21 protein-coding genes are annotated in these 23769 nt (G+C 50.2%); 11 read left to right on the forward strand and 10 right to left on the reverse strand.

Annotated elements, in window-relative coordinates; all coding sequences use genetic code 11:
• Positions 1-277: 277 nt before the first annotated feature.
• A complete protein-coding gene (gene rfbA, locus M2119_RS00005; RefSeq protein ID WP_280802927.1) occupies positions 278-1144 on the reverse strand; it encodes a glucose-1-phosphate thymidylyltransferase RfbA in 867 nt (288 codons plus the stop codon).
• A gap of 4 nt (positions 1145-1148) precedes the next feature.
• Complete coding sequence (rfbC, locus tag M2119_RS00010; protein ID WP_280802928.1) at positions 1149-1757, reverse strand: dTDP-4-dehydrorhamnose 3,5-epimerase; 609 nt, start codon at positions 1755-1757, stop codon at positions 1149-1151.
• Positions 1758-2035: 278 nt separating this feature from the next.
• Between rfbC and rfbD the strand changes: the two genes are divergently transcribed.
• Positions 2036-2887: a dTDP-4-dehydrorhamnose reductase gene (gene rfbD, locus M2119_RS00015; RefSeq protein WP_280802929.1), complete on the forward strand. Its 852-nt coding sequence runs from the start codon at positions 2036-2038 to the stop codon at positions 2885-2887.
• On the opposite strand, the gene M2119_RS00020 is transcribed toward rfbD, so the two are convergent.
• Positions 2884-4497, reverse strand: coding sequence for a glycosyltransferase family 2 protein (locus M2119_RS00020; protein ID WP_280802930.1), 1614 nt, complete (start codon positions 4495-4497; stop codon positions 2884-2886). The genes rfbD and M2119_RS00020 overlap by 4 nt on opposite strands.
• Positions 4498-4588: 91 nt before the next feature.
• On the opposite strand from M2119_RS00020, the gene M2119_RS08145 reads away from it, so the two are divergent.
• A complete protein-coding gene (locus M2119_RS08145) occupies positions 4589-5476 on the forward strand; it encodes a glycosyltransferase (RefSeq protein WP_432418488.1) in 888 nt (295 codons plus the stop codon).
• A 234-nt stretch (positions 5477-5710) separates the two neighbouring features.
• Here the strand turns inward: M2119_RS08145 and M2119_RS00025 are convergent, their stop codons facing one another.
• Together M2119_RS00025 and M2119_RS00030 are read right to left on the reverse strand one after the other, a co-directional pair.
• Positions 5711-6955, reverse strand: a complete 1245-nt coding sequence (locus M2119_RS00025; protein ID WP_280802931.1) for an oligosaccharide flippase family protein — start codon at positions 6953-6955, stop codon at positions 5711-5713.
• Positions 6956-7006: 51 nt separating this feature from the next.
• Positions 7007-7885: an alpha-1,2-fucosyltransferase gene (locus M2119_RS00030; protein ID WP_280802932.1), complete on the reverse strand. Its 879-nt coding sequence runs from the start codon at positions 7883-7885 to the stop codon at positions 7007-7009.
• Positions 7886-8006: 121 nt separating this feature from the next.
• Here M2119_RS00030 and gmd point away from each other — a divergent pair, with 121 nt between their 5' ends.
• The 5 genes from gmd to M2119_RS00055 all read left to right on the forward strand — a co-directional run bounded on the left by gmd (position 8007) and on the right by M2119_RS00055 (position 12522).
• Positions 8007-9035: a GDP-mannose 4,6-dehydratase gene (gene gmd / locus M2119_RS00035; RefSeq protein WP_280802933.1), complete on the forward strand. Its 1029-nt coding sequence runs from the start codon at positions 8007-8009 to the stop codon at positions 9033-9035.
• A 2-nt stretch (positions 9036-9037) separates the two neighbouring features.
• On the forward strand, positions 9038-9988 hold the full coding sequence (locus M2119_RS00040) for a GDP-L-fucose synthase family protein (RefSeq protein ID WP_280802934.1): 951 nt from the start codon (positions 9038-9040) through the stop codon (positions 9986-9988).
• Positions 9989-10059: 71 nt separating this feature from the next.
• Positions 10060-11352, forward strand: coding sequence for a hypothetical protein (locus M2119_RS00045; RefSeq protein ID WP_280802935.1), 1293 nt, complete (start codon positions 10060-10062; stop codon positions 11350-11352).
• A 67-nt stretch (positions 11353-11419) separates the two neighbouring features.
• On the forward strand, positions 11420-12160 hold the full coding sequence (locus M2119_RS00050) for a glycosyltransferase family 2 protein (protein WP_280802936.1): 741 nt from the start codon (positions 11420-11422) through the stop codon (positions 12158-12160).
• Positions 12157-12522 (forward strand): DUF2304 domain-containing protein, encoded by a 366-nt coding sequence (locus tag M2119_RS00055; RefSeq protein ID WP_280802937.1) that lies wholly within the window; start codon positions 12157-12159, stop codon positions 12520-12522. The genes M2119_RS00050 and M2119_RS00055 overlap by 4 nt, the downstream gene beginning before the upstream one ends.
• A gap of 21 nt (positions 12523-12543) precedes the next feature.
• On the opposite strand, the gene M2119_RS00060 is transcribed toward M2119_RS00055, so the two are convergent.
• On the reverse strand, positions 12544-13668 hold the full coding sequence (locus M2119_RS00060) for a glycosyltransferase family 4 protein (RefSeq protein WP_280802938.1): 1125 nt from the start codon (positions 13666-13668) through the stop codon (positions 12544-12546).
• A gap of 66 nt (positions 13669-13734) precedes the next feature.
• On the opposite strand from M2119_RS00060, the gene galE reads away from it, so the two are divergent.
• Positions 13735-14712 carry a UDP-glucose 4-epimerase GalE gene (gene galE, locus M2119_RS00065; protein ID WP_280802939.1) on the forward strand — a complete coding sequence of 326 codons (978 nt, stop codon included), beginning with the start codon at positions 13735-13737 and terminating at the stop codon, positions 14710-14712.
• 285 nt (positions 14713-14997) lie between these two features.
• A complete protein-coding gene (locus M2119_RS00070) occupies positions 14998-18633 on the forward strand; it encodes a multifunctional oxoglutarate decarboxylase/oxoglutarate dehydrogenase thiamine pyrophosphate-binding subunit/dihydrolipoyllysine-residue succinyltransferase subunit (RefSeq protein ID WP_432418508.1) in 3636 nt (1211 codons plus the stop codon).
• Between the two features lie 10 nt (positions 18634-18643).
• Here M2119_RS00070 and M2119_RS00075 read toward each other — a convergent pair whose 3' ends face one another.
• From M2119_RS00075 to M2119_RS00085, 3 genes are read right to left on the reverse strand one after another with little or no spacing between them, the layout of a single operon-like run.
• Entirely contained in the window at positions 18644-19396 is a 753-nt protein-coding gene (locus tag M2119_RS00075; protein WP_280802941.1) for a hypothetical protein, read from the reverse strand.
• A 9-nt stretch (positions 19397-19405) separates the two neighbouring features.
• Positions 19406-19645: a zf-HC2 domain-containing protein gene (locus M2119_RS00080; RefSeq protein WP_280802942.1), complete on the reverse strand. Its 240-nt coding sequence runs from the start codon at positions 19643-19645 to the stop codon at positions 19406-19408.
• Entirely contained in the window at positions 19645-20220 is a 576-nt protein-coding gene (locus tag M2119_RS00085) for a sigma-70 family RNA polymerase sigma factor (RefSeq protein ID WP_280802943.1), read from the reverse strand. Before M2119_RS00085 ends, M2119_RS00080 begins: the two co-directional genes overlap by 1 nt.
• Positions 20221-20309: 89 nt before the next feature.
• Here M2119_RS00085 and aroA point away from each other — a divergent pair, with 89 nt between their 5' ends.
• Both aroA and rsgA read left to right on the forward strand, forming a co-directional pair.
• Complete coding sequence (gene aroA, locus M2119_RS00090; RefSeq protein ID WP_280802944.1) at positions 20310-21686, forward strand: 3-phosphoshikimate 1-carboxyvinyltransferase; 1377 nt, start codon at positions 20310-20312, stop codon at positions 21684-21686.
• Positions 21686-22732: a ribosome small subunit-dependent GTPase A gene (gene rsgA, locus M2119_RS00095; RefSeq protein ID WP_280802945.1), complete on the forward strand. Its 1047-nt coding sequence runs from the start codon at positions 21686-21688 to the stop codon at positions 22730-22732. Before aroA ends, rsgA begins: the two co-directional genes overlap by 1 nt.
• Positions 22733-22745: 13 nt before the next feature.
• On the opposite strand, the gene rfbB is transcribed toward rsgA, so the two are convergent.
• Positions 22746-23744 (reverse strand): dTDP-glucose 4,6-dehydratase, encoded by a 999-nt coding sequence (gene rfbB / locus M2119_RS00100; RefSeq protein ID WP_280804426.1) that lies wholly within the window; start codon positions 23742-23744, stop codon positions 22746-22748.
• Between the last annotated feature and the right edge of the window lie 25 nt (positions 23745-23769).

The following is a 23769-nucleotide window of genomic DNA, read 5'->3' on the forward strand; positions in this document are numbered from 1 at the left end:
AACACCCTTACGCTCCCCCCAGGACAACACACAATCTGTGTCAAGGGGGTCAACGTCGGTGTTGGACAAGACGCCCAACTCACAAACGGCTGCACGACTAAGTCTGTCGGATAAATAAATTCTCAGTCTACGCTTCCAGGCTCTATCGTTCAACCAAACCAACCAACCAACCATACTGGTGGTCGATTGGGCGCAAGCGTAAATTGTTTATCTGTCACGGAATTAGTCTGTAATGATATTGGCGGAAGTAATTCCAGGTAAAGTAAACAAAATTTATTTATTCAGACTTGATAAGATTTATTAGATAGGAGCCATATCCGCTTTTGAAGAGTTCTACCCCCAAGGCATGCATTTCATCGCCCGAGAGCCAACCGTTCCTCCACGCAATTTCCTCAACACAGCCAATCTTGAAACCCTGGCGATCCTCGATAACTCTTACGAATTCAGAGGCCTGCATCATTGATTCGAAGGTTCCTGTATCTAGCCAGGCGGTGCCCCGATCAAGCATCTCGACTTGTAGCTTCCCGCGTTTGAGGTATTCCTCATTGACGCTGGAGATTTCCAGTTCCCCGCGAGCGCTCGGCTTGATGCTAGCCGCAATTTCGACTACATCATTGTCATAGAAATAAAGTCCTGGAACAGCGTAATTACTCTTTGGCTGTGCTGGCTTTTCTTCGATGGAAATAGCCTTCATATTTCCGTCGAATTCAACAACACCATAGGCAGTTGCATCACTCACGCGATAAGCAAAAATAAGACCGCCATCAATGTCTGTGTTGCGCTTCAAAGCAGAGCCTAACGAGGTTCCATGGAAAATGTTGTCCCCCAAGACCAGTGCAACCTTTTCATCCCCGATGAATTCCTTACCGATGAGGAATGCCTGTGCAAGGCCATCAGGGGAAGGCTGAACTGCATACTGTAATTCAATTCCCAATTGAGAGCCATCGCCCAACAACGCTTTGAATTGCTCGTTGTATTCAGGAGTTGTAATGATAAGAATTTCCCGAATTCCAGCCATCATCAACGTAGACAGGGGGTAATAGATCATTGGCTTGTCATAAATAGGCATCAATTGCTTAGAGATGCCCTTGGTAATTGGCCAAAGACGAGTGCCGGATCCACCAGCTAAAATTATTCCCCGCATAATGCTAGTTCCCCTTACTTAGTGATTCATAGTATCCACGTGCTTGCTCCCATGAAGGAAGTAGACCTAGTTTTTGGGCGTTTTCCAGTGTCGGCGCTTCCAAATCCTTAGGAGATAACAGCAATAACGCGGAGTCAATTCCGAAGTCAAGTCCAATCGCGGGATCGAGAGGATTGATTCCGTGTTCGCGCTCTGCATTGAAGGTCGCGGTCACGAGGTAGCTCACAGTTGCGTTGTCAGTCAACGCAACGAAGCAATGCCCGATTCCTTCAGATATGTAGATTGCGCGGCGATTGACGTCATCGAGAAGGACTGAATCCCATTGCCCGAAGGTGGGGGAACCAACTCGAATATCAATGACGAAGTCTAGGACAGCCCCATGAGTTGCCGTGACGTATTTAGCCTGACTCGGTGGAATTTCAGCAAAGTGAATACCCCGGACAGTCCCCCGCTTGGAAACTGAAGTGTTTCCCTGAACAAAGTTGAGGGGATGCCCGACAACATCTACCAATTTATCGAAACGATACCACTCCAAAAAAACACCACGATCGTCTTTGTGCTGTCGAGGCGTGATTTCGTAAGTGTCGGGAATCTTGAGTTCTCGAATTTGCATAACTTGGTACCAATTACCTTTGCACTGGGTTCGAATCTCGTATATTAGAGACTCAACGATGTTACTTCACTGTAATTTGACACGTTCCTAGAGAATTTGCCGGAATATCAGTATTCGGTTTCCTGAAGTTGAAAGCACACCAATATATTTTCAAAGGCACGAATTTGTTCTCCAAGATGAGAATCAATCCGTCATCCTGGAAACTAAATCTGTGTGCCGCGAGTCCAATCTTATAGCTTCGGTAGGCTATACAGAGAGTTGAGTTAGGGAAGCCAAATATGCGGTTCGTTGTCACAGGAGCACGGGGGATGCTGGGTTCCGACCTCACAGAAATTCTTCGTGATCGCGATGTACTTGCTCTAGGTCACGCTGAACTTGATGTGACGGATCTTGACGCTGTGAGAAATGTCATACTCCCCAACGATGTCATCATCAACTGTGCTGCATACACACGAGTCGATGATGCAGAGTCACACGAAGATGAAGCATTTGCAATCAATGCCGTAGGCGTGAAGAACTTAGCCATAGTTGCGCGTGAGTCCAAATCTCGGCTCATCACCATTTCATCTGATTACGTTTTTGGGGGAAATGCAATAAGTCCTTACTCGGAGAATGAGTTGCAGGCTCCCATTTCCGCTTATGGGCGGAGTAAAGCATCCGGTGAAAAATTTGCCCTCGATATTTATCCTGAAGGCACCTTCATCGTGCGATCCGCTTGGATGTATGGCAAATATGGTGCGAATTTTGCTCAAACAATGCTCAACCTTGCTAACACAAAGGACACTTGGGCAGTTGTTGACGACCAACTTGGGCAACCAACCTGGTCAGTGGACTTGGCTCATCAAATTTTGCTTTTGGTTGAATCGAATGCGCCTGCAGGAATTTATCACGCTACAAATACGGGTCAAACCACGTGGCACGAATTCGCCAAAGTAGTTCTTCAGGAAGCGGGTCTCGACCCCTCGCGAATCACCCCTACTGATAGCGGATCATTTACAAGGCCTGCACCCCGCCCGGCATATTCAGTCCTCGGGCAAGGACATTGGTCCGAAGCTGGCCTCTCTCCAATGCGAAGCTGGCGTGCAGCTCTGCACGACGCATTTGAATCCGGAGTCTTTACCTGGAACTAATTTTCCAGACCACGATAGTGTCGGTCATGTTGAATCTTGTTGCGCCACCTGGCTTGGAGCAACAAGATTTCTGATTTCTTTACGGTTGCATCCCTGGATTTGGATTCAAAATGGTACAGACGTGCAGAACCAGCGACAGCTATATCTACGCCAATAAGCGCCAACTTCATACTCAAGTCGACGTCATTATAGCTTCCCGGAAATTCAACCGAAAAACCGCCCACTCGTTCAAAAAGTGACTTCGAAACCAAAGAACAGGCAGCTGTAACCCCTGAGACTTTTCGATCAAGATGGGTTAGCTGATTCGGATCCTTGAGGCGCATCTTTTCGCCAAAGCCAATGTGACCGGCCCCGCCTTTGTATACGTGCCCGGCGTGCTGAATCGTTTGGTCATCAAAAAACAGTAGGGCACCTGCGTAGCCAATCCGGTCTACCCCAATTAGCGACAACATGTCTTCCATCCAATGCGGGCTGACCACTTCCGTATCATCATTGAGAAATAGCAAGTACTCTCCCGATGCGCAAGCAGCACCTAGATTCATTTTTTCGCTGAAGTTGAAGGGTTTTGACCATCGCACCCATTTCACCGAACTTGAATTAAAAGCATCAATCGTATTAATTACGCTTTGTGGAGTGTCGTCATCAGCCACAATGATGACCTCAAAGTTTGCGTACGAGGATTTTTGAATTATTGAATCAACCGCATCAACCACGAACGCCCTACCACTGTCATTAGCTGTTCCACGAGTGGGAATGATGATCGAAATGTAGGGGATTTGTCCAAAGTCGTACGCGACCATACGCCGGGAATTCGAAACTTCGGTAACTGTCGCTTGTATGTGAGACCTTTGTAGTTCTGAACGAACGATACTCGCTGCTGTTTTTTCGGACCCGTGCAAATTTGAAACCGTTACGTCCCCCAGCGCAAGAATCTCTGGGATGAGTTCGATTTCATTTTCAAGCGAATTGAGGCCTACATAAAGCGGCCACAGGTGCGGGGGAATTGCTTGGGGAATTCTGCGTAACACGTTGGTTCGAATGACTACAACAGGGCCTAGAGCGTCGACTTGCCGAAGTAGGAGTCTGTTAAATTCCGACCGGCGTTCGATTCTGCCCAAACGATTTCGACTATCACCAAACCACATAATCGCGCTCGAGTGACTGAGAACGCGGCGAATGGCTCTTACCCCTTGCGGAAATAGCTTTGCATGGTCGCGCGTGAGAACCCAAAACTCAGAATCCGTTGTTTCCAGCCTTTTCCGAAGGTTCGCATTATTTAAGTGAATAATTTCGACTTTGCTTGGATTTGAGCCTCTCGGTTGCCAGCGAGAATTTCCTAGGAATTTTCCTAGTCGCCGAAACCATTGCGCCTTGAGGAACTCAATCGGGCGCAATATGAAATATCTATAGGACTTCCTGAACTCAATCCTCAGCCGGTTTGCGACACGCTCCATGAAACTTCGTCGAGGCAAAACACCTTGCGCACGGCGTTGTTCCTTGCCTATGTTTCGGTCTGTCATTTGCAGTGCAGCAATGAACGACGATTCTTCTAGGGTTATCGTGTGTTCGCGAGCAGAACTCCAGGTTTCAATATTCGAGCCCAGCGACACGTTGAATCCTTTCGATTGACATAAACTAGTTTAGGCTCCACCGGTGTGAGGCTTTGGCGAAAGGTCTGATGTGGCGCTTATTTTCGGCGTAATGAGTACATTTCGACCTGACCAAGATGTCGTAGAGCGTGCCTTAGTCCATGCTCGACTAGTTGATCACCTCATTGTGGTTGACGACGGGAGCCCCGATTCCGCGATTCTTAATTCATTTACATCAGACAACATCCAAGTCGTTAGGCTCAACCAAAATTCAGGAATTGCTAAGGCGTTAAACACAGGCCTCAAGATTGCACTCGACGCCAATGCAGACTTTATTTTGACGCTTGATCAAGATTCAGTTCTTGACGAGAATTACCTCAGTCGAGTCATGGACACATTTGATCGCGCTGCACGGGCAACAAGGTTGGGAGTTGTCCTCACTGACTGCGTCAATCATCAACCGTCGATTCCACCCTTATACACTCCAGAAGGATTTGGACTTGTCGAAGAGGGCATCCAATCTGGGCTCGTCGTCTCAGCAGCTTGCTTAAAAGATATTGGACTACTTGATGAACGTCTTTTCATCGACTGTGTTGACATCGAATTTTGCTTACGTGCACGTGATAGAAATTGGCGAGTCGCGGTAGCGCCTGGTTCGAATATCACGCATTCCCTCGGGCATATGACACCATTCCGGCCCTTCGGTAGACAAAAGTTTCGAAACGGAATGGCTGTCGAATATCAATATCATCCGCCGTTTCGAAGGTACTACATCGTCCGAAACAATGTGGACCTTTGCATCAGAAATGTAGTTAAGAGGCCGCGGTGGGTCTTATCGGTCCTGCGGCGCGAACTAACGCCACAAATTAAAGTATTGATAAGCGGACCTCACGTTTCCCAGCAATGGCTGGCGACGACGGTGGGCTTATTCCATGGACTAGTGCGACGCAGAGGGAAAATCCCAACTTGGCTTACTAGGGCTTTACAAAGCCGTTTGTAGCAGAGGTCGTCAACTTAGAATTTGACGTCACACGAAACGATACCCTCCGAGATGCACCGCAGAGTGCCTCTGTGACCAGTCGCGTCAATATTTATCTGAATAAAACGATGGCCAGGTTCGACGTTTTACGCGCGCTGATGGATGGCATACCAAAGTATTCATTTCGCATGAGACACGTTGCAGCGTGATGGGTGAAAGAGCTCAACAACTATCGAGCAAAATCGACTTTAAAAATTACCGAGCTTTGAGTTCTTCTCGTTTGAGAAGAAACATCGTTGAGATCGAGCGGGCGACCGCTGAGATTGCCAGGGCCCAGAATGCTCCTGAAATTTCATAATCGGGAATAAGCAGCGCACATGCCACAAAACTCGCCAAAACTGCGATAACACTGAGTGTGATGGTGTGGCTGTACATATTTTGAATGATGACGCCGATATTGGAGAAACTCGCATAAGGAAGGGCAAGAATCGCGACGCCAATCGGAATCGCGATCGCGATTGAAAGCTGAAAAGTAGGCCCGAAAATAACTGGTATGAGGTAATAAGAAAGTATCAAACCGATTATTGCCACGGGGGTCACAAGCAACGTCCACAAGAATGCGGTTTTGGCCAAAAAGTGGAAAAAACCACGGGGCGCTATGTTGTCATCTGTGCGCGCTTGTCGGGCTCTCGGTATCCACCCTTGAGCAACTGTTCCCAGGAAAATGTCTGCGACAGCAAAAACATAGAAGTAAATTGCAAAATGTGCCACAGCATCTGCACCGAAGTTTACAGAGAGAAAATATTGCGGCATCGAGGCAAGTAGCGCAACGAGCGCCCCGCCAAGGCCGATGGGCAAACCAGCGCGCAAAATGTCACGACTAGGGCGAGCGGATTTCGACAGTCCCGCATTATCTGTTTTCTCGAATGCGGCCAGGATCCGATTCCCAGGGCGCCACAGCAATATTAACGACGCCAGGAGAGAGACAAGGAAAAGTGCCACGAGTGTGAGTTCAAGGCTGTGCGTGGCGATGAGGACAGCTATGGAAATGACAGCCGAAGATATTGCAGTGAAGAAGAAACCATTAAAAATCAGGTTGGTTTTTGAGTGACTCTGCAAAGGACCCGAATATAGATCAGATATTGCATCAACACACTTGATTAGCGAAACAATTCCCACAGTGATGGCCAACGTGACATCGGTAATCATCGCTACTGCAACCGACAATAGCGAAGCGCTCAAGACAGCGAATAATTGAACCTCTAAGTAGCGGGAAAAACGAAAGGCAGATTTATGAGTGAGATAAATCCCCTTCAGCCCAAGCTGCGCAAAAACGAAAATTGGTGCCGTGATTGCCATTGCCAAGGCATAGCGGCCGACTGTCTCGGCTGTTGTAAAACGAGCTAGGACAATCAGAATGACGAGAAGGCCTGCAGTCTTAGAAAGATTTGCACCAAACAGCCAGCCTGTATCTCTGGCCCACGACTTTTTTGAAGTCATCGATGCCTCAATTTAAAACTAACACTCGATTCAACAGACACAAGTTCTGTATTAAGCACCAAGAGTAAGCCAATGTCCCGGTAGTAACGTGTGCGCAGAAGAACCGCCGGCTAACCATGGTCTGGGTGCTATGAACACAGCCTCCGGAGAACGTTGAGATGAAATCCAAGCTGCCCACCAACTAAATGAGGAATTACTCATAATTAGGCCATTATTTTCTGCCAGCATCAGTAACGCTTCCAATGGAGCTGCCTGGAGCTGTTGCTGATCTAACGTCGCATCCCACCGTTTCAGAAACTCTTGTGGAATTTGCTCGGGTGAATCGGTAAATACACGGAACGCTGATTTTGGTTGGACCGCACGAATCAGCTCGGCACCCCGATCAAAATAATCAAGCGATGCGACCCCATGATGGTTTTGATGCTTAGCAAGTAGGTAGTCTCCACGCCGGATGTGCATAAACACTTCCTTAGACGGGGCCAAATCAAATTTCGCTGACAAAGCGGAGAAGGCCGCCGTTAAAATTTCCTCCGCACCATGCGTGAAATAGAAGGGCGATTGAAAATAGCCGCTCAGAATGGTGCCTGGACGAATCTTCTCTATGGCATTGGAATAATCTAGGCCTGGCTCTTTGAAGTATCGGGTACCGGGAATTCGTGAAGCCGCCTCGCGAAATGCACTCACTCCAGCTGAAAGACGCCTGCCCGCGAATGAGATTGGAAAGTCGATGCAATCCAATAGCGGGGCAATCTCCAAATCGCGACTTACGTGTTGACCGGAATAAGAATCCAATTTGCTTGTGTCTAAAGTTAATGGGACTTCGAGCCGTTTCGCTTGAGAAAGACCTGCAGCAAGTTGAAAGAGTTGGTTGCCAGCGCCACCTTGCAGTTCAACCGAAATCGCGTTTGAACGAGAGTGGTTACCTAACATTTTGTCAGCCTAACATCCAACTTATTTCTTTCGTTTGCTAGTGCCACGGAACCGCAAATTCAAGGATTTTAAGTACCTACCGATATCCTACAAAGCAGTGCACAGCATTCGAGAGGCAACCATGACAAAACGCGCTTTTATAACGGGTATCACCGGTCAAGATGGGTCGTACCTCGCGGAATTGCTTCTTTCGAAGGGTTACGAAGTCCACGGCCTGATTCGACGTGCGTCGACATTTAATACTGCACGTATCGAACACCTTTACGTCGATCCACACAATTCTGACGCGAAATTATTCCTGCACTATGGAGATTTGAGCGACGGCTCTCGTCTCGTGACGCTGCTATCTGAAATTCAGCCCCACGAGGTCTATAACTTGGCTGCTCAATCGCATGTACGAGTTTCATTTGACGAACCAGAACATACCGCTGATACAACTGGGACGGGGACTGTACGTCTCCTTGAAGCCGTCAGGGTTTCAGGAATTCAGACCAAGTTCTATCAAGCATCGTCATCCGAACTCTACGGGGCCACTCCGCCCCCACAAAGTGAAACTACTCCGTTTTACCCAAGATCTCCCTACGCGGCAGCCAAACTTTACAGTTTTTGGATTACGAAGAACTATCGGGAGGCATACGGACTTTTTGCCGTAAATGGGATTTTGTTCAACCATGAATCTCCACGACGAGGCGAGACTTTCGTAACCCGCAAAATCACCCGCGCTGCCGCGAGAATCGCCGCGGGCAAGCAAGATCAACTGTTCATGGGGAATTTAGATTCAATTCGAGATTGGGGTTATGCACCCGAATATGTCGAAGGAATGTGGCGAATGCTCCAAGCCGATGAACCCGATGATTTTGTTCTCGCAACGGGTGTCGGCATTACGGTGCGCGAATTTTTGGAAATTTCTTTTTCTAGGCTCGGCCTTGACTGGGAAAAGCATGTTCGGTTTGATGAAAAATACCTTCGCCCGACCGAGGTAGACGCCCTCATTGGAGACCCATCGAAGGCCAAAGAAAAACTGGGATGGGTTCCCACAGTCGATGGCCGTAAACTTGCAGAAATTATGGTGGATGCTGACATTCAAGCGCTTGCCGCCGAAGGTCAACATTGGATTGATAAAGTTGCCCTTTCAAATTGGAATGCCTAAGCATGAGCGCACTGGCCCGCTCCGAACCCTTTTACATCGCTGGGCATCGCGGCCTCGCCGGATCGGCAATTTGGCGACACCTCGCCAACAATGGTTTCGACAATTTAATTGGCCGTCGTTCTTCAGAGCTCGACCTTCGAGATCGAAATAGCGTCTTCAAGTTCTTTGAGTCTGAACAGCCCAAATACGTGGTGCTGGCGGCTGCAAAGGTTGGCGGGATAAAGGCAAATAACGACTTCCCCGTGGACTTTCTCTCGGAAAATTTGCAGATTCAGACCAACGTTATGGATGCCGCAGTTAGCGTAGGCGTCGAGAAATTCCTGTTTCTCGGTTCATCTTGTATCTACCCAAAGTTTGCGCCTCAACCCATCAAGGAAGATTCTTTACTCACAGGGCATCTTGAACCCACAAATGATGCCTATGCGATTGCAAAAATCGCTGGAATACTCCAGGTGCAGGCGGTCCGGAGACAATACGGATTGCCTTGGATTTCGGCAATGCCAACTAACTTATATGGCCCAAATGATAATTTTTCGCCAAATGGTTCCCACGTACTTCCTGCTCTTATTCGGCGCTATTTAGAAGCTGTCGATTCACACTCAAGTTCTGTCACGAATTGGGGTTCTGGTTCACCACGCAGGGAATTCATGCATGTTGATGACTTAGCATCCGCCTGTCTGTTTCTCATGGAGAACTATGACGACTCACAACATGTGAATGTTGGAACCGGGACTGATGTCACGATTCGAGAAATTGCGGAAAATATTGCGGCTGTTGTCGGCTACACAGGCACTACCGAATGGGATACCTCACAGCCCGACGGTACTCCCCAAAAGCTCCTTGATATCAGCAAGATCAAAAAATTGGGCTGGACTCCGACCCACGACTTACAATCGGGGCTCAGCTCCACGGTTGACTGGTACTGCCAACATCGAAATGAAGCGCGCTTATGACCTATTCGACAACTTCAAATAATGGATCACGGTTAACAAGAACCTGGCAATGGTTTCGAGTGCGTTGGGTAGTGACGGTACTCGTCACTATCGGCTTGTTAGCCCCTGCGTCTTTCGCTCTCATCCACAATTTAGAGACTTCTCCTCTGGATGAGTGGGTCTTTGTTGACTACACGGAAAAAGCTCTGCGTCAAGGGTTCGTTCATCGTGGCGAGAACGTCGGTCTGTACACCGCTGAATTGATGGCTTGTCACGGAGTTATTCCTGGCAGCACCTTTGGGGAATGCGGAAGCGGACAAGAGATTTATTCAAAGCTTCCTTACGGCGGCCGTAATGGTGCAGCGGATTACACGCCTGTTTATTTTTGGTCTACTGCGATTCTCGGAGGTGGCATTCAACTCCTTTCTGGACTGGACCAACTCACATCATGGCGAATGACTGGCGCACTATGGTTGTCTGGCGCGATGTTGATGATGTATCTGCTATTCCGAAGGTGGAAAATTCCCAATGGGACCACTCTCGTTTTAGGCTTACTGGTCATTGGAAGTCCGTACACGCTATGGGCCAATACTTTCGTCTCAACTGATGCCCCTTCCCTGTTTATCGGTGCCACACTTCTCTATCTGGCAACTCGGATCAGGGCTGGTGACTTGTCGCCTTGGTGGCTAGTCATTGCCTCGCCAATCGCTCTAGCCTTCAAAGTGACAAATATGGCCGCAATTGGACTCGCAGTGACTTACCTCATCGGGAGCTGGGTTGTTCAATTAATCAGACGAAAAAACACCTCGGGTCACACTAAATTAGCCATAACTTCGGGGCTATCTGCCCCAATTTTGGCCCTCGTAGCTAGCGCTGCACTTGAACTTGGTTGGTTGCAAGTGCTCAAATTAACCGCAATTCCGACGCCACCGGTTGATCAGGGCATTTCTACTCCACTGACCCCGCAGGAACTGGGGCTCCAGGCAACGAATTTCTTGAGCAGCAGCTTGTCCTATAGCCCATTTTCGAGTCTTGATTTTGGATTCATTTGGGCGCCTCTGAGCTGGATATGTATCACCGGCGTTATTGGTGCAGCTCTCATTCTTCGAAAGTGGAATAAGCGAGCAGAAGTTTCAATTGCGATTGGTATAGCTGCAGTGGCTATGGCTCCCGCTCTGGCAATCATTTTTTGGGCAGTAAACCATAGCTACTTCCAGCTCTCCCCCCGGTACGGAGCATCATTGAGTATCGCATTCATGCTCTCGGCAGCATTCCTTGTGAGAAACAACCTAGCTCGCTGGATTATTGGCGGCTATGGAACGCTCCTCATTCTTGCGAGTTTGCTTGCTTCCATTCAATTAAATCTTGTTGTTCCAAGCAGCTAGCGAGAATTTAGACCTGAAATCGAAATGACCTAAGTGGTGCTTCTAAACCCACTGGTACCATCAAGTCATGGCGTTTGAAGTAAAAGATGTGCTCATTGTGTTGCCTGCATTCAACGAGCAAGCATCCATCGTTCACACGCTCAACGACATCGATAAGAATGTGCCTGGGGCAAATAAGCTCGTTGTCGATGACGGTTCTACAGACAAGACGGCTGATTATGCCCGGCAAGCAGGTGCCCAGGTGGCGCAACTGCCCTTCAATATTGGAGTTGGCGGGGCGATGAGGTTTGGTTTTCGACACGCCTCTCGCAACGGTTACAAAGTCGTCATACAGCTTGATGCAGATGGTCAACACGATCCGGCATACATACCGGAACTTTTGCGCAATTTAGATCAATCAGACTTAGTGATAGGTGCACGCTTCGCTGGTGAAGGTGACTATGAAGTTCACGGCCCCCGGAAATGGGCTATGGGACTTCTATCGACCGTGATCAGCCGAAGTGCCAACTCGAAACTCACGGATACCACGTCAGGTTTTCGTGCCAGCGGGCCACGGGCCATAGAGCTCTTTGCGAAAGACTACCCTGCCGAGTATCTTGGCGACACTGTCGAGTCCTTAGTCATCGCTTTGAAGAGTGGTTTGACCGTCTCCCAAGTTCCCGTTGCGATGCGAAAGCGCATCGGCGGTCAACCTTCCCAAAATGCTTGGCAATCGGCTGTATTTCTTTTTCGCGCTGCAACAGCTCTCATAATTGCCTATATGCGACCAACTGATCCTGCAAATGAACCTCACGGAGAAAAATCATGACCTACTTCATAGGACCAATCCTCTCCATTGCCCTCATTGCAATTATTGTCACTCAACTCATGCGAAAACGACTCCGGGAGCGGCACGCGCTTTGGTGGGCTATTGGTGCAATTACAACCCTTTTTTTGAGTATATTCCCGGGCATACTTCTCAATTTGAGCAGCTGGCTAGGTTTCGTTGCGCCCTTGAATCTTGTTTTGATCCTTGGTCTAGCTCTCATGTTGCTCGTAAACCTGCAACACAGCGCCGAACTCACAGATCTTGAAAATAAAGTCAGAACGCTTGCTGAGGAAATCGCTGAACTAAAGCTTGAAGACAGTATCGGGAAAGTGAATGTGTCTGATTTCCCCGAAAGCAATTAGAATTCTGAGCTCAGATGGGTCTCATGGATTTCGTGGATCCCATGGGCAGGATGCCATTTTCACTTTTTCAAGATACTGCTTTGCACGAACACCCCAACCCCAATTTTCGGCCGATGCTTCCGATAACGATGATGGAACAATCTTCAAGCAAGCCTCCATCTGTGCTGACAAGTTTTCAAACGAGCTTGCCCGCAGGATTGTAGCTCCCGAATTCGACAACTCGTTCAGTCCTGGAACCTCATAAGAAATGATTCCGGCATTACAGACAGCAGCCTCGATGAGAGTTGTTTGAAAACCTTCAGCCAACGTAGTCGGGTTGATAAGCCATTGCCCTTTGAGCAAGAAACGCACTTGTTCATGTGATTGTCGTCCATGGACGAAAATTTTTTCCTTAGCTTGTGACGCGTCGACCTGACCCGCTAAACGCTCAAATTCGGGCCCATCTCCAGCGATGTGCAATTCATATTCTGAACTTGGATTTCGAAGTTGAAATATTTCGAATGCCCGCACACTTTCATCCCAGCCCTTATCTGGGACGATTCTGCCGACGAAAACAAACCTCTGCGGTTTTTCAGCAGAGGCCACTCGCCAGAAATCTAAATTGATTGCGTTCAAAAAAACGTCAGCTGATTTTCCAGCGAGGCGCTGAACGAAACGAGCGGATTCGCTCGAAACCGCCAGTCTAGTCGTTGCCATCCTGAGCGACCAACGGCCCACTGTCTTGTCCACAAGCCAACTTGCAATCCTCACAAGCGGGGATGCTCCCCTAACATGCGAAGAGCCGTGCTCCGTCAGAATAACTGGAACCTTTGTTTTGAGCCCGGCTGCCACTCCAGCCCAAGTCATAGGGAAAAACCTTGTGTGAACGGATATAGACGTTACTTTCTCTTCTCGGATAAATCTCGACAGAAGATTTTTGATACCAGTCCTAGGGAAGGAGATTACATCGCCAATATTTCCCCATTGTGGCAAACGTATGACTCGAATTCCATGTTCGACCGTATCACTTGCCACCAAAGATAGCGTCACAACTGTACATCGGGTCCCTTGGCTAGCAAGGTGTCGAGCTAGTTCAAAAACATGCTGCTCGAGCCCGCCCGTAAATGGAGGAAATTTGTTGACGACAAAAAGAATGTGTTCAGTCAATTCGAACTTCCTCTTTACATCTCGCCAAAAAGTTTCGGTTTATCCTCTAAGGATAGACTGAAGCCCATGGCTGTTTTGGTAACTGGAGGCGCCGGATACATAGGCGCTCACGTTGTGCGACTTCTCCTACAACGTGGAGATGTAGTTGTCGTAGTTGATGATGGGCTAACCGGGGTGTCTCAAAATATTGCACCACTCACCCCCCACGTAATGAACATTGCCGACGATGACTCTGTTGACAAACTTGAACAAATTATGCTGGACCAAGACGTCGATGCGGTGATCCACCTGGCTGCTCGAAAGCAAGTTGGCGAATCAGTTTCTAGACCGGCGTGGTATTTTCGCGAAAACATAGGTGGCCTCGCAAATCTTTTGGAAGCGATGAACAACGCGGGCGTTCGAAATCTTGTTTTTTCATCATCTGCATCGGTTTATGGAGATGCCCCGGCAGGCCTCATTTCTGAAGACTTCCCTACCATTCCTGTCAGCCCTTATGGTGAGACAAAGTTAGTTGGAGAGTGGCTCATATCTGATTGCGTTCGGGCTCAACTGCTCAATGCAGTCAGCTTGCGATACTTCAACGTTGCAGGTGCCGAACTTCCCCAACTGGGTGATCCTGCCGTTTTAAATCTGATCCCGATGGTGTTTGAGCGACTTGACCAAAACAAGCCCCCTCGGATCTTCGGAAATGAGTACTCCACAGATGACGGGACATGTGTTCGTGATTTTGTCCATGTGGGTGATTTAGCAACCGCGCATATTCTCGCACTCGATTCGCTCAAATGTGAGGGGCCAGCCGGGCACAAAATTTATAACGTCGGGACAGGTACAGGGACTTCTGTCAAGGAAATAATTGATTTAATTATTGAAGTATCGGGGACAAGCCTCCGAGCTGAAGTCCACGCCCCAAGACTTGGCGATCCAGCTTATGTCACGGCTGATCCCAGCAAGATTAAATCTGAGCTCGGCTGGTATGCCACTAACAATGTAACGGACATAGTGAAAACCGCATGGCAATCTCATGAGTTTAAGCGACGAAGCTAAACTTAAATCGAGATCAAAAAGTGCTGAGTTTTCTCTACCTAAAGGGAAACATGAAATCAAATCGCTGTTGTTTTCAATACGAACCTGATATCAATTACCCAACCTGCAGATGTATTCATAAACTTTCACTTACAAATCGATTCAAATTATTCCATGTGGTCGAGTTGTTGAATTCGAAGTCCGGTTAAGATTGAAAAAGTAGATTTAACAAAAGAGGGATACGAAATCGTGGCCGATTTGGACAGTAACAACAACCTCACAGAAGACTTTGGTGCCAACGAGTGGATGGTCGAAGAGCTCTATGAGCGCTTTGTCGTCGACAAGAATTCAGTTGGCCAAGCATGGTGGCCGACTTTAGAGAAATACGCCGCTAAATCTGACTTCACGGCCCCTGTGGATCCCCCGGTAACCCTCCCAACAGCTGCAGCAACACCTCCAGCAACGGCAACGAGTTCGGCTACTCAGCCGATTGCGACGACCACCTCCCGTCCGGCTCAGGCAGCGCCCATCCCTGCAGATGCTCCGGTCATTGCCCAGGATTTTGCAGCTGCAGAATCTGAAGAGCAAGATGTTGTCACTGTTCTGAAGGGTATGCCCAAGGCACTTGCCGCCAACATGGACCTGTCTCTATCCATGCCGACTGCTACCAGTGTCCGCGCTATTCCCGCAAAGTTGTTGATTGATAACCGCATTGTGATCAACAACCACCTCAAGCGCACCCGCGGCGGCAAAGTCTCCTTCACCCACATCATTGGCTGGGCTCTGGTGCAAGCGCTCAAGGTATTCCCCAGCCAGAACGTCTACTACGACGAGGTTGACGGCAAGCCTGCGCTTGTAGCACCTGCTCACGTCACACTGGGTCTCGCCGTAGACGTGCCAAAGCCTGACGGCTCTCGTGCCCTCATGGTCCCTGGAATCAAGCGTGCTGACACGATGACTTTCGGCGAGTTCCTCGCCGCCTACGAAGACCTCGTGGTCAAGGCTCGCAACAACAAGCTTGCTGCCGAGGATTTCCAAGGCATCACGATGTCTCTGACCAACCCCGGAGGAATTGGCACCGTGCACTCCGTGCCTCGCCTCATGCGCGGCCAAGGCTGCATTATTGGTGCAGGTGCACTGGACTACCCAGCAGAATTCCAGGGCGCCAGCGAAGAAACTCTGGTCAAGATGGCCATCAGCAAGGTGCTCACTCTGACCAGCACCTACGACCACCGTGTGATTCAAGGTGCCGGTTCTGGTGAGTTCCTCAAGATTGTTCACGAGTTACTTATCGGTGGACGGAATTTCTACGAAGACATCTTCGCCGCATTACGTATTCCCTACGTCCCCATTCACTGGGGCACCGACGTCAGCGTAGCCAAGGGCTCTGCCATTGACAAAACTGCCCGCGTCCAAGAGCTCATCAACGCCTACCGCGTTCGCGGCCACCTCATGGCTGACATTGACCCACTCGAGTACAAGCAACGCAGCCACCCCGACCTTGAAATCGAAAGCCACGGCCTGACGTTCTGGGATCTGGACCGCGAATTTGTCACCGGCGGCATTGGCGGAACCCGCACTGCTCCCCTTCGCAAGATTCTCGGAATTCTTCGTGACTCCTACTGCCGCACTGTTGGTCTGGAATACATGCACATCCAGGACCCAGAGCAACGCAAGTGGATTCAGGAAAAGGTTGAACGTAACTACGAAAAGCCTGGCCACGATGAGCAAATGCGCATCCTCGGCAAGCTCAACGAAGCAGAAGCTTTCGAAACTTTCCTGCAGACCAAATACGTCGGCCAGAAGCGCTTCAGCCTTGAAGGTGGAGAGTCCGTCATCCCTCTCTTGGATGAAATCCTCCAGGATGCAGCCTCTGCAGAATTAGATGGTGTGGGCATTGGTATGGCCCACCGTGGTCGTCTCAACGTTTTGACCAACATTGCAGGAAAGACCTACGGTCAGATCTTCCGTGAGTTTGAGGGCACCCAGGACGCCAAGACTTCTCAGGGTTCTGGCGACGTCAAGTACCACTTAGGTACAGAAGGTCTCTTCACTGCTGCTGACGGTAAGACTATTCCCGTCTCCCTGGCAGCAAACCCTTCGCACCTCGAGACCGTGAACTCGGTCCTGCAGGGAATCGTTCGCGCCAAGCAGGACCTCAAGCCCATTGGCACCTTCACCACCCTTCCTGTGCTTATCCACGGAGACGCGGCTATGGCTGGTCAGGGCGTGGTACTTGAAGGCCTACAGATGTCACAGCTGCGTGGGTACCGCATTGGTGGAACCGTCCACATCGTGATTAACAACCAGGTTGGTTTCACCACCCTGCCAGAGGCATCACGCACCTCGGTCTACGCAACCGACGTTGCCAAGACCATCCAGGCACCTATCTGGCACGTCAATGGAGATGACCCCGAAGCTGTTGTTCGTGTTGCCCACTTGGCTTTTGAATTCCGTCAGCGTTTCAACAAAGACGTTGTTATTGACCTTGTGTGCTACCGCCGCCGCGGTCACAACGAGGGCGATGACCCCTCGATGACTCAGCCACTGATGTACAACCTCATCGAAGCAAAGCGTTCGGTTCGTCGCCTCTACACCGAAGCCCTTGTTGGTCGCGGTGATATCACTCAGGAAGAGTTTGATAACGCCCAGGCCGACTTCCAGGGACAATTGGAAACAGCATTTGCTGAGACCCACGAAGCCCAGACCGGTGTCATGAGTACTGTCGGCGCAACTGACACTGTTACTGGTGGCAATGTTCTCGACAACCAGGTACTCGAACCAGCTTCAACCGGTGTTGATGTTTCAGTTATCCACCGCATTGGTGACGCATTCAACAATGTTCCAGCTGGATTCACTGTTCATAACAAACTCCAGCAGCTTCTAGCAAAACGGCTCGACATGAGCCGCAATGGCGATGTCGACTGGGGCTTTGGAGAACTCCTCGCATTTGGGTCAATCCTGTTGGAGGGAAAGCCAGTGAGGCTCACTGGCCAGGATGTGCGCCGCGGAACCTTCGTTCAGCGTCATGCCGTTTTCCACGACCGCGAAAACGGCCAGGAATGGTTGCCATTGCTCAACTTGAGCGAGAACCAGGGGCGTTTCTGGATCTATGACTCTCTGCTTAGCGAATACGCCGTGCTCGGTTACGAATATGGGTATTCCGTGCAACGCGAAGATGCACTTGTCCTCTGGGAAGCACAGTTTGGTGACTTCGCCGATGGTGCACAGACCGTCATTGACGAATACATTTCCTCCTCGGAACAGAAGTGGGGACAGCGCTCCTCACTCGTTATGCTTTTGCCTCACGGCTACGAAGGACAAGGCCCCGACCACTCCTCCGCACGTATAGAGCGCTTCCTGCAGCTCTGTGCTGAAAACAACATGGTTGTAGCCCGCCCTTCCACACCTGCGTCGTACTTCCATTTGCTGCGCCGCCAGGCATACAGCAAGCCACGTAAGCCACTGGTTGTGTTCACCCCCAAGGCCATGCTTCGTCTTCGCGGCGCATCAAGCCCCGTGGAAGAATTCACTACGGGCAAGTTCGAACCTGTCCTGGACGATCCCCGTCAGCTTGATCGCAATGCAGTCCAGCGCGTGATCCTCACAGCAGGTAAGCCGTATCACGACCTCGTTGCTGAACTGGAGAAGACTCCAAACCCAGCAATCGCTATCCTGCGTCTCGAGCAGTTCTACCCTGCACCCATGCAGCAGCTCAATGATGTTCTGGCCACCTACCCCAACGCAGAGTTGGTCTGGTACCAAGATGAGCCCGCCAACCAGGGCGCATGGCCTTTCATGCTCTTGGAAGTTTCTCCCAAGCTCGAAGGACGCGTTCTACGCAATGTTTCACGTCCGGCTTCTGCATCTCCTGCAGTTGGTTCTGCGAAGCGTCACGCCGTCGAAGCAGCAGAGATACTCCATAGAGCACTCAATATTTGATTGAAGAATACTAAATAAGTCTTTTTTTGAACCGAGTTATAAATAATTTCTCAACATGAGATATTACATTGCTCAAGCCATCCTTGGTAAACCCGCCATAGGCCACGCCATTAGATCCAGAAATTCCCTTGATTTTTGGAATTTTGGAAAACTGCGACACGGTCAGCCCGCCGCCAAATTCACCAAGCACTGAATTGTTTGCAATCACATGCTCAATATATTTGTCAGGGAAAAGGTCGTTCGTAAATTCACTCATCCCTGAGAAAAACGCTTGCCAAGTACCTAGAGTGGTCGAGAAAATTCGGGTATCGCAGACTGATCTATCTAGCGATCTGCGAATTGTGATTTCCCGGTCCGCCTGAGGACGAAGGATGGACTTAACATTTGGGACTATCAGTTTTCCGGTGACTTTATGAAACGTTGTTTCTGGCGCATAAAGATCCGACATAACTGAAACAGCATGGTCCAAACACTCAGCTTCTAATGCGCCCTTACCAAACTTGTTAAATCTCGGATTTGGCGAAAAATTTATGAAATGTACAAATGCTAATTCTTCATCTGTGAAGAAACTGTGAGCGGGTTGGCCCGTTGTCTCGACAACAACTAGCTTCAACTCCATGGAAATAGCCTCAGCGAGCCAAAAGCTGAATCCCGCTTTGTAAAGCTCTAATCGTTCTAACGGCGATAACGCCGTAAACGGGACATCACTATGGGGGCTGACTGCTGCAGTTAAAACGATCAAACCAGATTTCGTAGAATCCATCTGAAAAGTCTAGTGTTTTTGATAAGAACGAATTTGTAGCAAGACCTCAGCTTTCAACTGCTCAGGAGCCGTCTCTTCGCACGCACGCTTGACTGCCTCGGTGAGCACAACACCCACTTTGAGTTCGTCAGAACAATCAGTGCAGTTCTCCATGTGCTCACGAATATCTGCAGCTTCTTCGCTACATAATTCGTTGTGGAGATATTCTTCGAGGTCCTTCTTGGCCTTGTCGCAACCGCAATCACCCATTACTTGCCCTTTCCAATGCCTTGCTCATGCGCGTAGTCCGCTAATTGTTCGCGGAGAAGTTTTCGTCCTCGGTGAAGTCGACTCATGACTGTTCCCGCAGGAGTGTCCATAATGTCAGCGACTTCTTGGTAGCTATAACCCTCAACATCTACTAGATAGACCGCAGCTCTGAAGTCTTCTGGGATGGCCTGCAGCGCATTTTTGACCGCACTTGCGGGCAGATGGTCAATGGCTTCTGCTTCGGCGGAACGGCTCGAGGTAGCTGTCCGGCTCTCGGCTTCTCCGAGTTGCCAATCCTCGAGCTCCTCGAGGGGTGAGTAGAAAGGCTGATTCTGTTGCTTGCGGTATTGATTGATATACGTATTCTCAAGAATCCGGTGGAGCCAAGCTTTAATGTTGGTGCCTTGCTGGTACTGCTCAAAAGCAGCAAAAGCCTTGAGATAGGTTTCCTGCACCAGATCGTTGGCGTCCGCGGGGTTCCCCGTCTTGCGCATGGCATGGGCATAAAGCTTGTCAATGTGCTCCATGGCCTGTTCTTCAAACAGCGCGCTCTTGGGGGTGGGTGCAGAAGTCATGTTATTCAAGCCTATGCCCGACCTCTCTAGGACAAGTGAACTAGCCATATCGCTCACTCCCTTTCCCAATCCTCGATAACCTAGAACAGATGCTGACCTCGCCTTATTCCCGCCCAGAGTTTGACCCCTATGGGTCAAATGACGTTCCTGACTCTTCTTCGGGACATTGGAAGGCACCTCGCGCCCACGGATCAGTCACAGGTTCACTCCAGATCCCAGGATCAAAGTCCCTGACCAACCGTGAACTTGTTCTTGCTGCCTTAGCTGACAGCCCGTCAACTATTCGTCGCCCTCTTCACTCGCGAGACAGCCGACTCATGATCGAGGCACTCCGTTCTCTGGGGACCGTTATCGAGGAAGTGCCTGGCCTGGGAAGCTTTGGTCCTGATTGGAAAATCACTCCTTCTGAACTCATCGGTTCCACCACCATTGATTGCGGCTTGGCCGGAACTGTGATGCGCTTTATGCCTCCTGTTGCCGCGTTGGCACTTGGTCCCACAACTTTCGATGGCGACGAGGGTGCCCGGAAGCGCCCCATGGCCACGACCATTAGCTCGTTGCGGGCTCTCGGCGTCGACATCGCCGACGAAGGCCGCGGAAGCCTGCCCTTCACTGTGCATGGCACGGGAACCGTCGAAGGAGGCATGCTCACCATCGATGCATCCAGCTCCAGCCAGTTTGTTTCTGGGCTGTTGCTTGCGGCCGCACGATTTGAACAGGGACTAGATCTCACCCATTCAGGCGAAAGACTCCCTAGCCTTCCCCACATCGAGATGACTCTCGAGGTGCTGCGCAAGCGCGGCGTCCAGGTTTCCAATCCCGAGGTTGGTCATTGGATTGTTCAGCCCGGGGTTATTGCAGCCATTGATGTGGACATCGAGCCAGACCTGTCTAATGCAGCGCCGTTCTTAGCAGCGGCTGTTGTCACAGGCGGGTCTGTCACCATCTCCGGTTGGCCTCAAGTAACAACTCAGGTAGGCAATGATTTGCTGGAAATTCTGCCTCTCTTTGGAGCAAGCGTCAGCCGCGACGGTGACAAGGTCACGGTTTCAGGGAAAACCGACCAATCCGGTAAACCTGTCATTTCAGGAATCACACTTGATCTCACCACCGGCGGTGAACTGGCCCCAGCGATTATTGCGATTGCTGCCCTTGCCTCCTCCCCCAGCACAATTACTGGCATTGGCCACATTCGCCATCACGAGACAGACCGCCTGGCAGCTTTAGCAACTGAAATCAACAAGCTGGGCGGCAACGTCACCGAACTCGAAGATGGCCTCCACATTGAACCGGCAGAACTCCACGGTGGCGTGTGGCTGAGCTATGAGGACCACCGTATGGCCACTTCGGGTGCCATTATTGGCCTCGTGGTGGACGGGGTGGAGGTCGAAAACATTGGGACCACTTCCAAGACACTTCCCGAGTTCCCTGAGCTCTGGAAAGAACTCGTGGAGCCCTCACTCTAATGAGTTGGTGGTCTGCAGACTCAGATGAAAACTCCCTGGGGGAGCAATACGACGAGTCCGACATTCGTGTTCGCCCCAACCCCAAGGCCAACCGTCCTCGCACCAAAACCAGACCAGATCACGCGGACGCTGTCACCGGAATGGTGACTGGCGTCGACCGTGGTCGATACACCGTCCTCATCAACGAAATTCCGGTCACCTGCTCCCGTGCCAGAGAGCTCAGTAAAAATGCCATTGTCATTGGCGATGTCGTCAACGTGGTGGGAGATGTGACCGGTGAACCCGGAACATTGGCCCGCATCGTTCGAGTTGATCCGAGGCAAACCATCCTTCGGCGCAGTGCAGATGACACTGACGAGGTTGAACGCGTCATCGTGGCCAACGCAGATCAACTTCTCATCGTTATCGCGGCAGCTAACCCTGAGCCCCGGGTTCGATTGGTGGACCGGTACCTCGTTGCAGCTTTTGATGCAGGTATCAAGCCGCTCCTGGTCATTACTAAGTGCGATATTCATGACCCAACAGAATTCCTGGCACACTTTGCAGGGCTTGATATCCCCATCTTTAGAAGTGGAACCGACCAAGTTCCTCTTGAGGCGCTCCAACAAGCGCTCGCTGATCACACCACTGTTGCTGTGGGCCACTCGGGCGTGGGAAAGTCCACACTTGTCAACGTTCTCGTCCCTGGCGCTCATCGTGCCACAGGGCATGTCAATGAAGTAACAGGACGTGGACGCCATACTTCAAGTTCGAGCATCTGCTTCAAACTAGAAACACCGTTTGGAAACGGCTGGGTCATAGACACCCCTGGCATCAGATCCTTTGGGCTAGGCCACGTTAACCCCGAAAATATCCTGGGTTCTTTCAGTGATCTATCCTCTATTTCTGAATTATGCCCGCGAGGTTGTTCACACCTTGAAAACGCGCCAGACTGCGAAATCAATATATCGACAGAGAACAGCCCACAAGATTCATCTTTGCGAAGAAGGCTAAACTCTATGCAGCGCCTCCTCCTCGTACTCAGTAAAAAGCATCCAGAAAAATAAACGAGGAAGCTGGCTACTGTCCTTTGGAAGCGTAGAAGGCCTCGGTGGCGTCCTTCGTGGGGGCCCACCAGGCTTCATTATTTTTGTACCAGTCGATGGTCGCCGCAATGCCAGACTCAAAATCTGCGTGAGTGGGCATCCAGCCGAGCTCGGTTCGAAGCTTGGTTGAATCAATGGCGTAACGCAGGTCATGACCAGGGCGGTCCGTCACGTGATCATAGGCATCTGCGGGGAGTCCCATGGTGGTGAGGATGAGTTCCACAACGTCCTTGTTGTTCTTCTCACCGTCAGCGCCGATGAGGTAGGTCTCCCCCAAAACACCCTTGTCCACAATCGTCATTACTGCGCTTGAGTGATCATCAGCATGGATCCAGTCACGGACGTTCTCACCAGCTCCATAGAGCTTGGGTCGAACACCCCGAATAACGTTTGTGATTTGGCGAGGAATGAACTTCTCTACGTGTTGGTAGGGACCGTAGTTGTTGGAGCAGTTAGAGATGGTGGCTCGGACGCCAAAGGAACGCACCCACGCACGGACCAACAAGTCACTACCCGCCTTGGTTGACGAATATGGGCTAGAGGGGTTGTAGGGAGTCGATTCGCTAAACCGTTCAGGATCATCTAACTCAAGGTCACCATAAACCTCATCGGTGGAGATGTGGTGAAGTCTGGTGTCATATTTACGCGCTGCCTCGAGCAAGGTATACGTTCCCACGATGTTGGTCTCGAGAAACGGCCTGGGGTTATCCAGAGAATTATCGTTGTGAGATTCAGCAGCGTAGTGAACAACGGTGTCGTTCTTGCTGAAAAGTTCGTCCACCAACTCAGCGTCACGAATGTCGCCGTGTACGAAGCTGAAGCGATTGGCTGGCAAGCCTTCCACCGAAGCCTTATTTCCGGCATACGTCAATGCGTCGAGGACTGTAACTTCGTGATCGGTGTTGCTCATCAGGTAGTGAACAAAGTTAGAACCGATGAAACCTGCACCACCGGTGACGAGTATTTTGCTCACTGTATTTCCAATACGTAAAAGTCGA

It is taken from the genome of Aurantimicrobium minutum (assembly GCF_029894165.1).
GTDB lineage: Bacteria > Actinomycetota > Actinomycetes > Actinomycetales > Microbacteriaceae > Aurantimicrobium > Aurantimicrobium minutum_A.

Excerpts from the sequence above, each read along its gene's own strand:
- rfbA (WP_280802927.1), bottom strand. The coding sequence starts at position 1,144 with ATGCGGGGAATAATTTTAGCTGGTGGATCCGGCACTCGTCTTTGGCCA.
- rfbC (WP_280802928.1), bottom strand. The coding sequence starts at position 1,757 with ATGCAAATTCGAGAACTCAAGATTCCCGACACTTACGAAATCACGCCT.
- rfbD (WP_280802929.1), top strand. The coding sequence starts at position 2,036 with ATGCGGTTCGTTGTCACAGGAGCACGGGGGATGCTGGGTTCCGACCTC.
- M2119_RS08145 (WP_432418488.1), top strand. The coding sequence starts at position 4,589 with ATGAGTACATTTCGACCTGACCAAGATGTCGTAGAGCGTGCCTTAGTC.
- M2119_RS00025 (WP_280802931.1), bottom strand. The coding sequence starts at position 6,955 with ATGACTTCAAAAAAGTCGTGGGCCAGAGATACAGGCTGGCTGTTTGGT.
- M2119_RS00030 (WP_280802932.1), bottom strand. The coding sequence starts at position 7,885 with ATGTTAGGTAACCACTCTCGTTCAAACGCGATTTCGGTTGAACTGCAA.
- gmd (WP_280802933.1), top strand. The coding sequence starts at position 8,007 with ATGACAAAACGCGCTTTTATAACGGGTATCACCGGTCAAGATGGGTCG.
- M2119_RS00040 (WP_280802934.1), top strand. The coding sequence starts at position 9,038 with ATGAGCGCACTGGCCCGCTCCGAACCCTTTTACATCGCTGGGCATCGC.
- M2119_RS00050 (WP_280802936.1), top strand. The coding sequence starts at position 11,420 with ATGGCGTTTGAAGTAAAAGATGTGCTCATTGTGTTGCCTGCATTCAAC.
- M2119_RS00055 (WP_280802937.1), top strand. The coding sequence starts at position 12,157 with ATGACCTACTTCATAGGACCAATCCTCTCCATTGCCCTCATTGCAATT.
- galE (WP_280802939.1), top strand. The coding sequence starts at position 13,735 with ATGGCTGTTTTGGTAACTGGAGGCGCCGGATACATAGGCGCTCACGTT.
- M2119_RS00070 (WP_432418508.1), top strand. The coding sequence starts at position 14,998 with ATGGTCGAAGAGCTCTATGAGCGCTTTGTCGTCGACAAGAATTCAGTT.
- M2119_RS00075 (WP_280802941.1), bottom strand. The coding sequence starts at position 19,396 with ATGGATTCTACGAAATCTGGTTTGATCGTTTTAACTGCAGCAGTCAGC.
- M2119_RS00080 (WP_280802942.1), bottom strand. The coding sequence starts at position 19,645 with ATGGGTGATTGCGGTTGCGACAAGGCCAAGAAGGACCTCGAAGAATAT.
- M2119_RS00085 (WP_280802943.1), bottom strand. The coding sequence starts at position 20,220 with ATGACTTCTGCACCCACCCCCAAGAGCGCGCTGTTTGAAGAACAGGCC.
- aroA (WP_280802944.1), top strand. The coding sequence starts at position 20,310 with ATGCTGACCTCGCCTTATTCCCGCCCAGAGTTTGACCCCTATGGGTCA.
- rsgA (WP_280802945.1), top strand. The coding sequence starts at position 21,686 with ATGAGTTGGTGGTCTGCAGACTCAGATGAAAACTCCCTGGGGGAGCAA.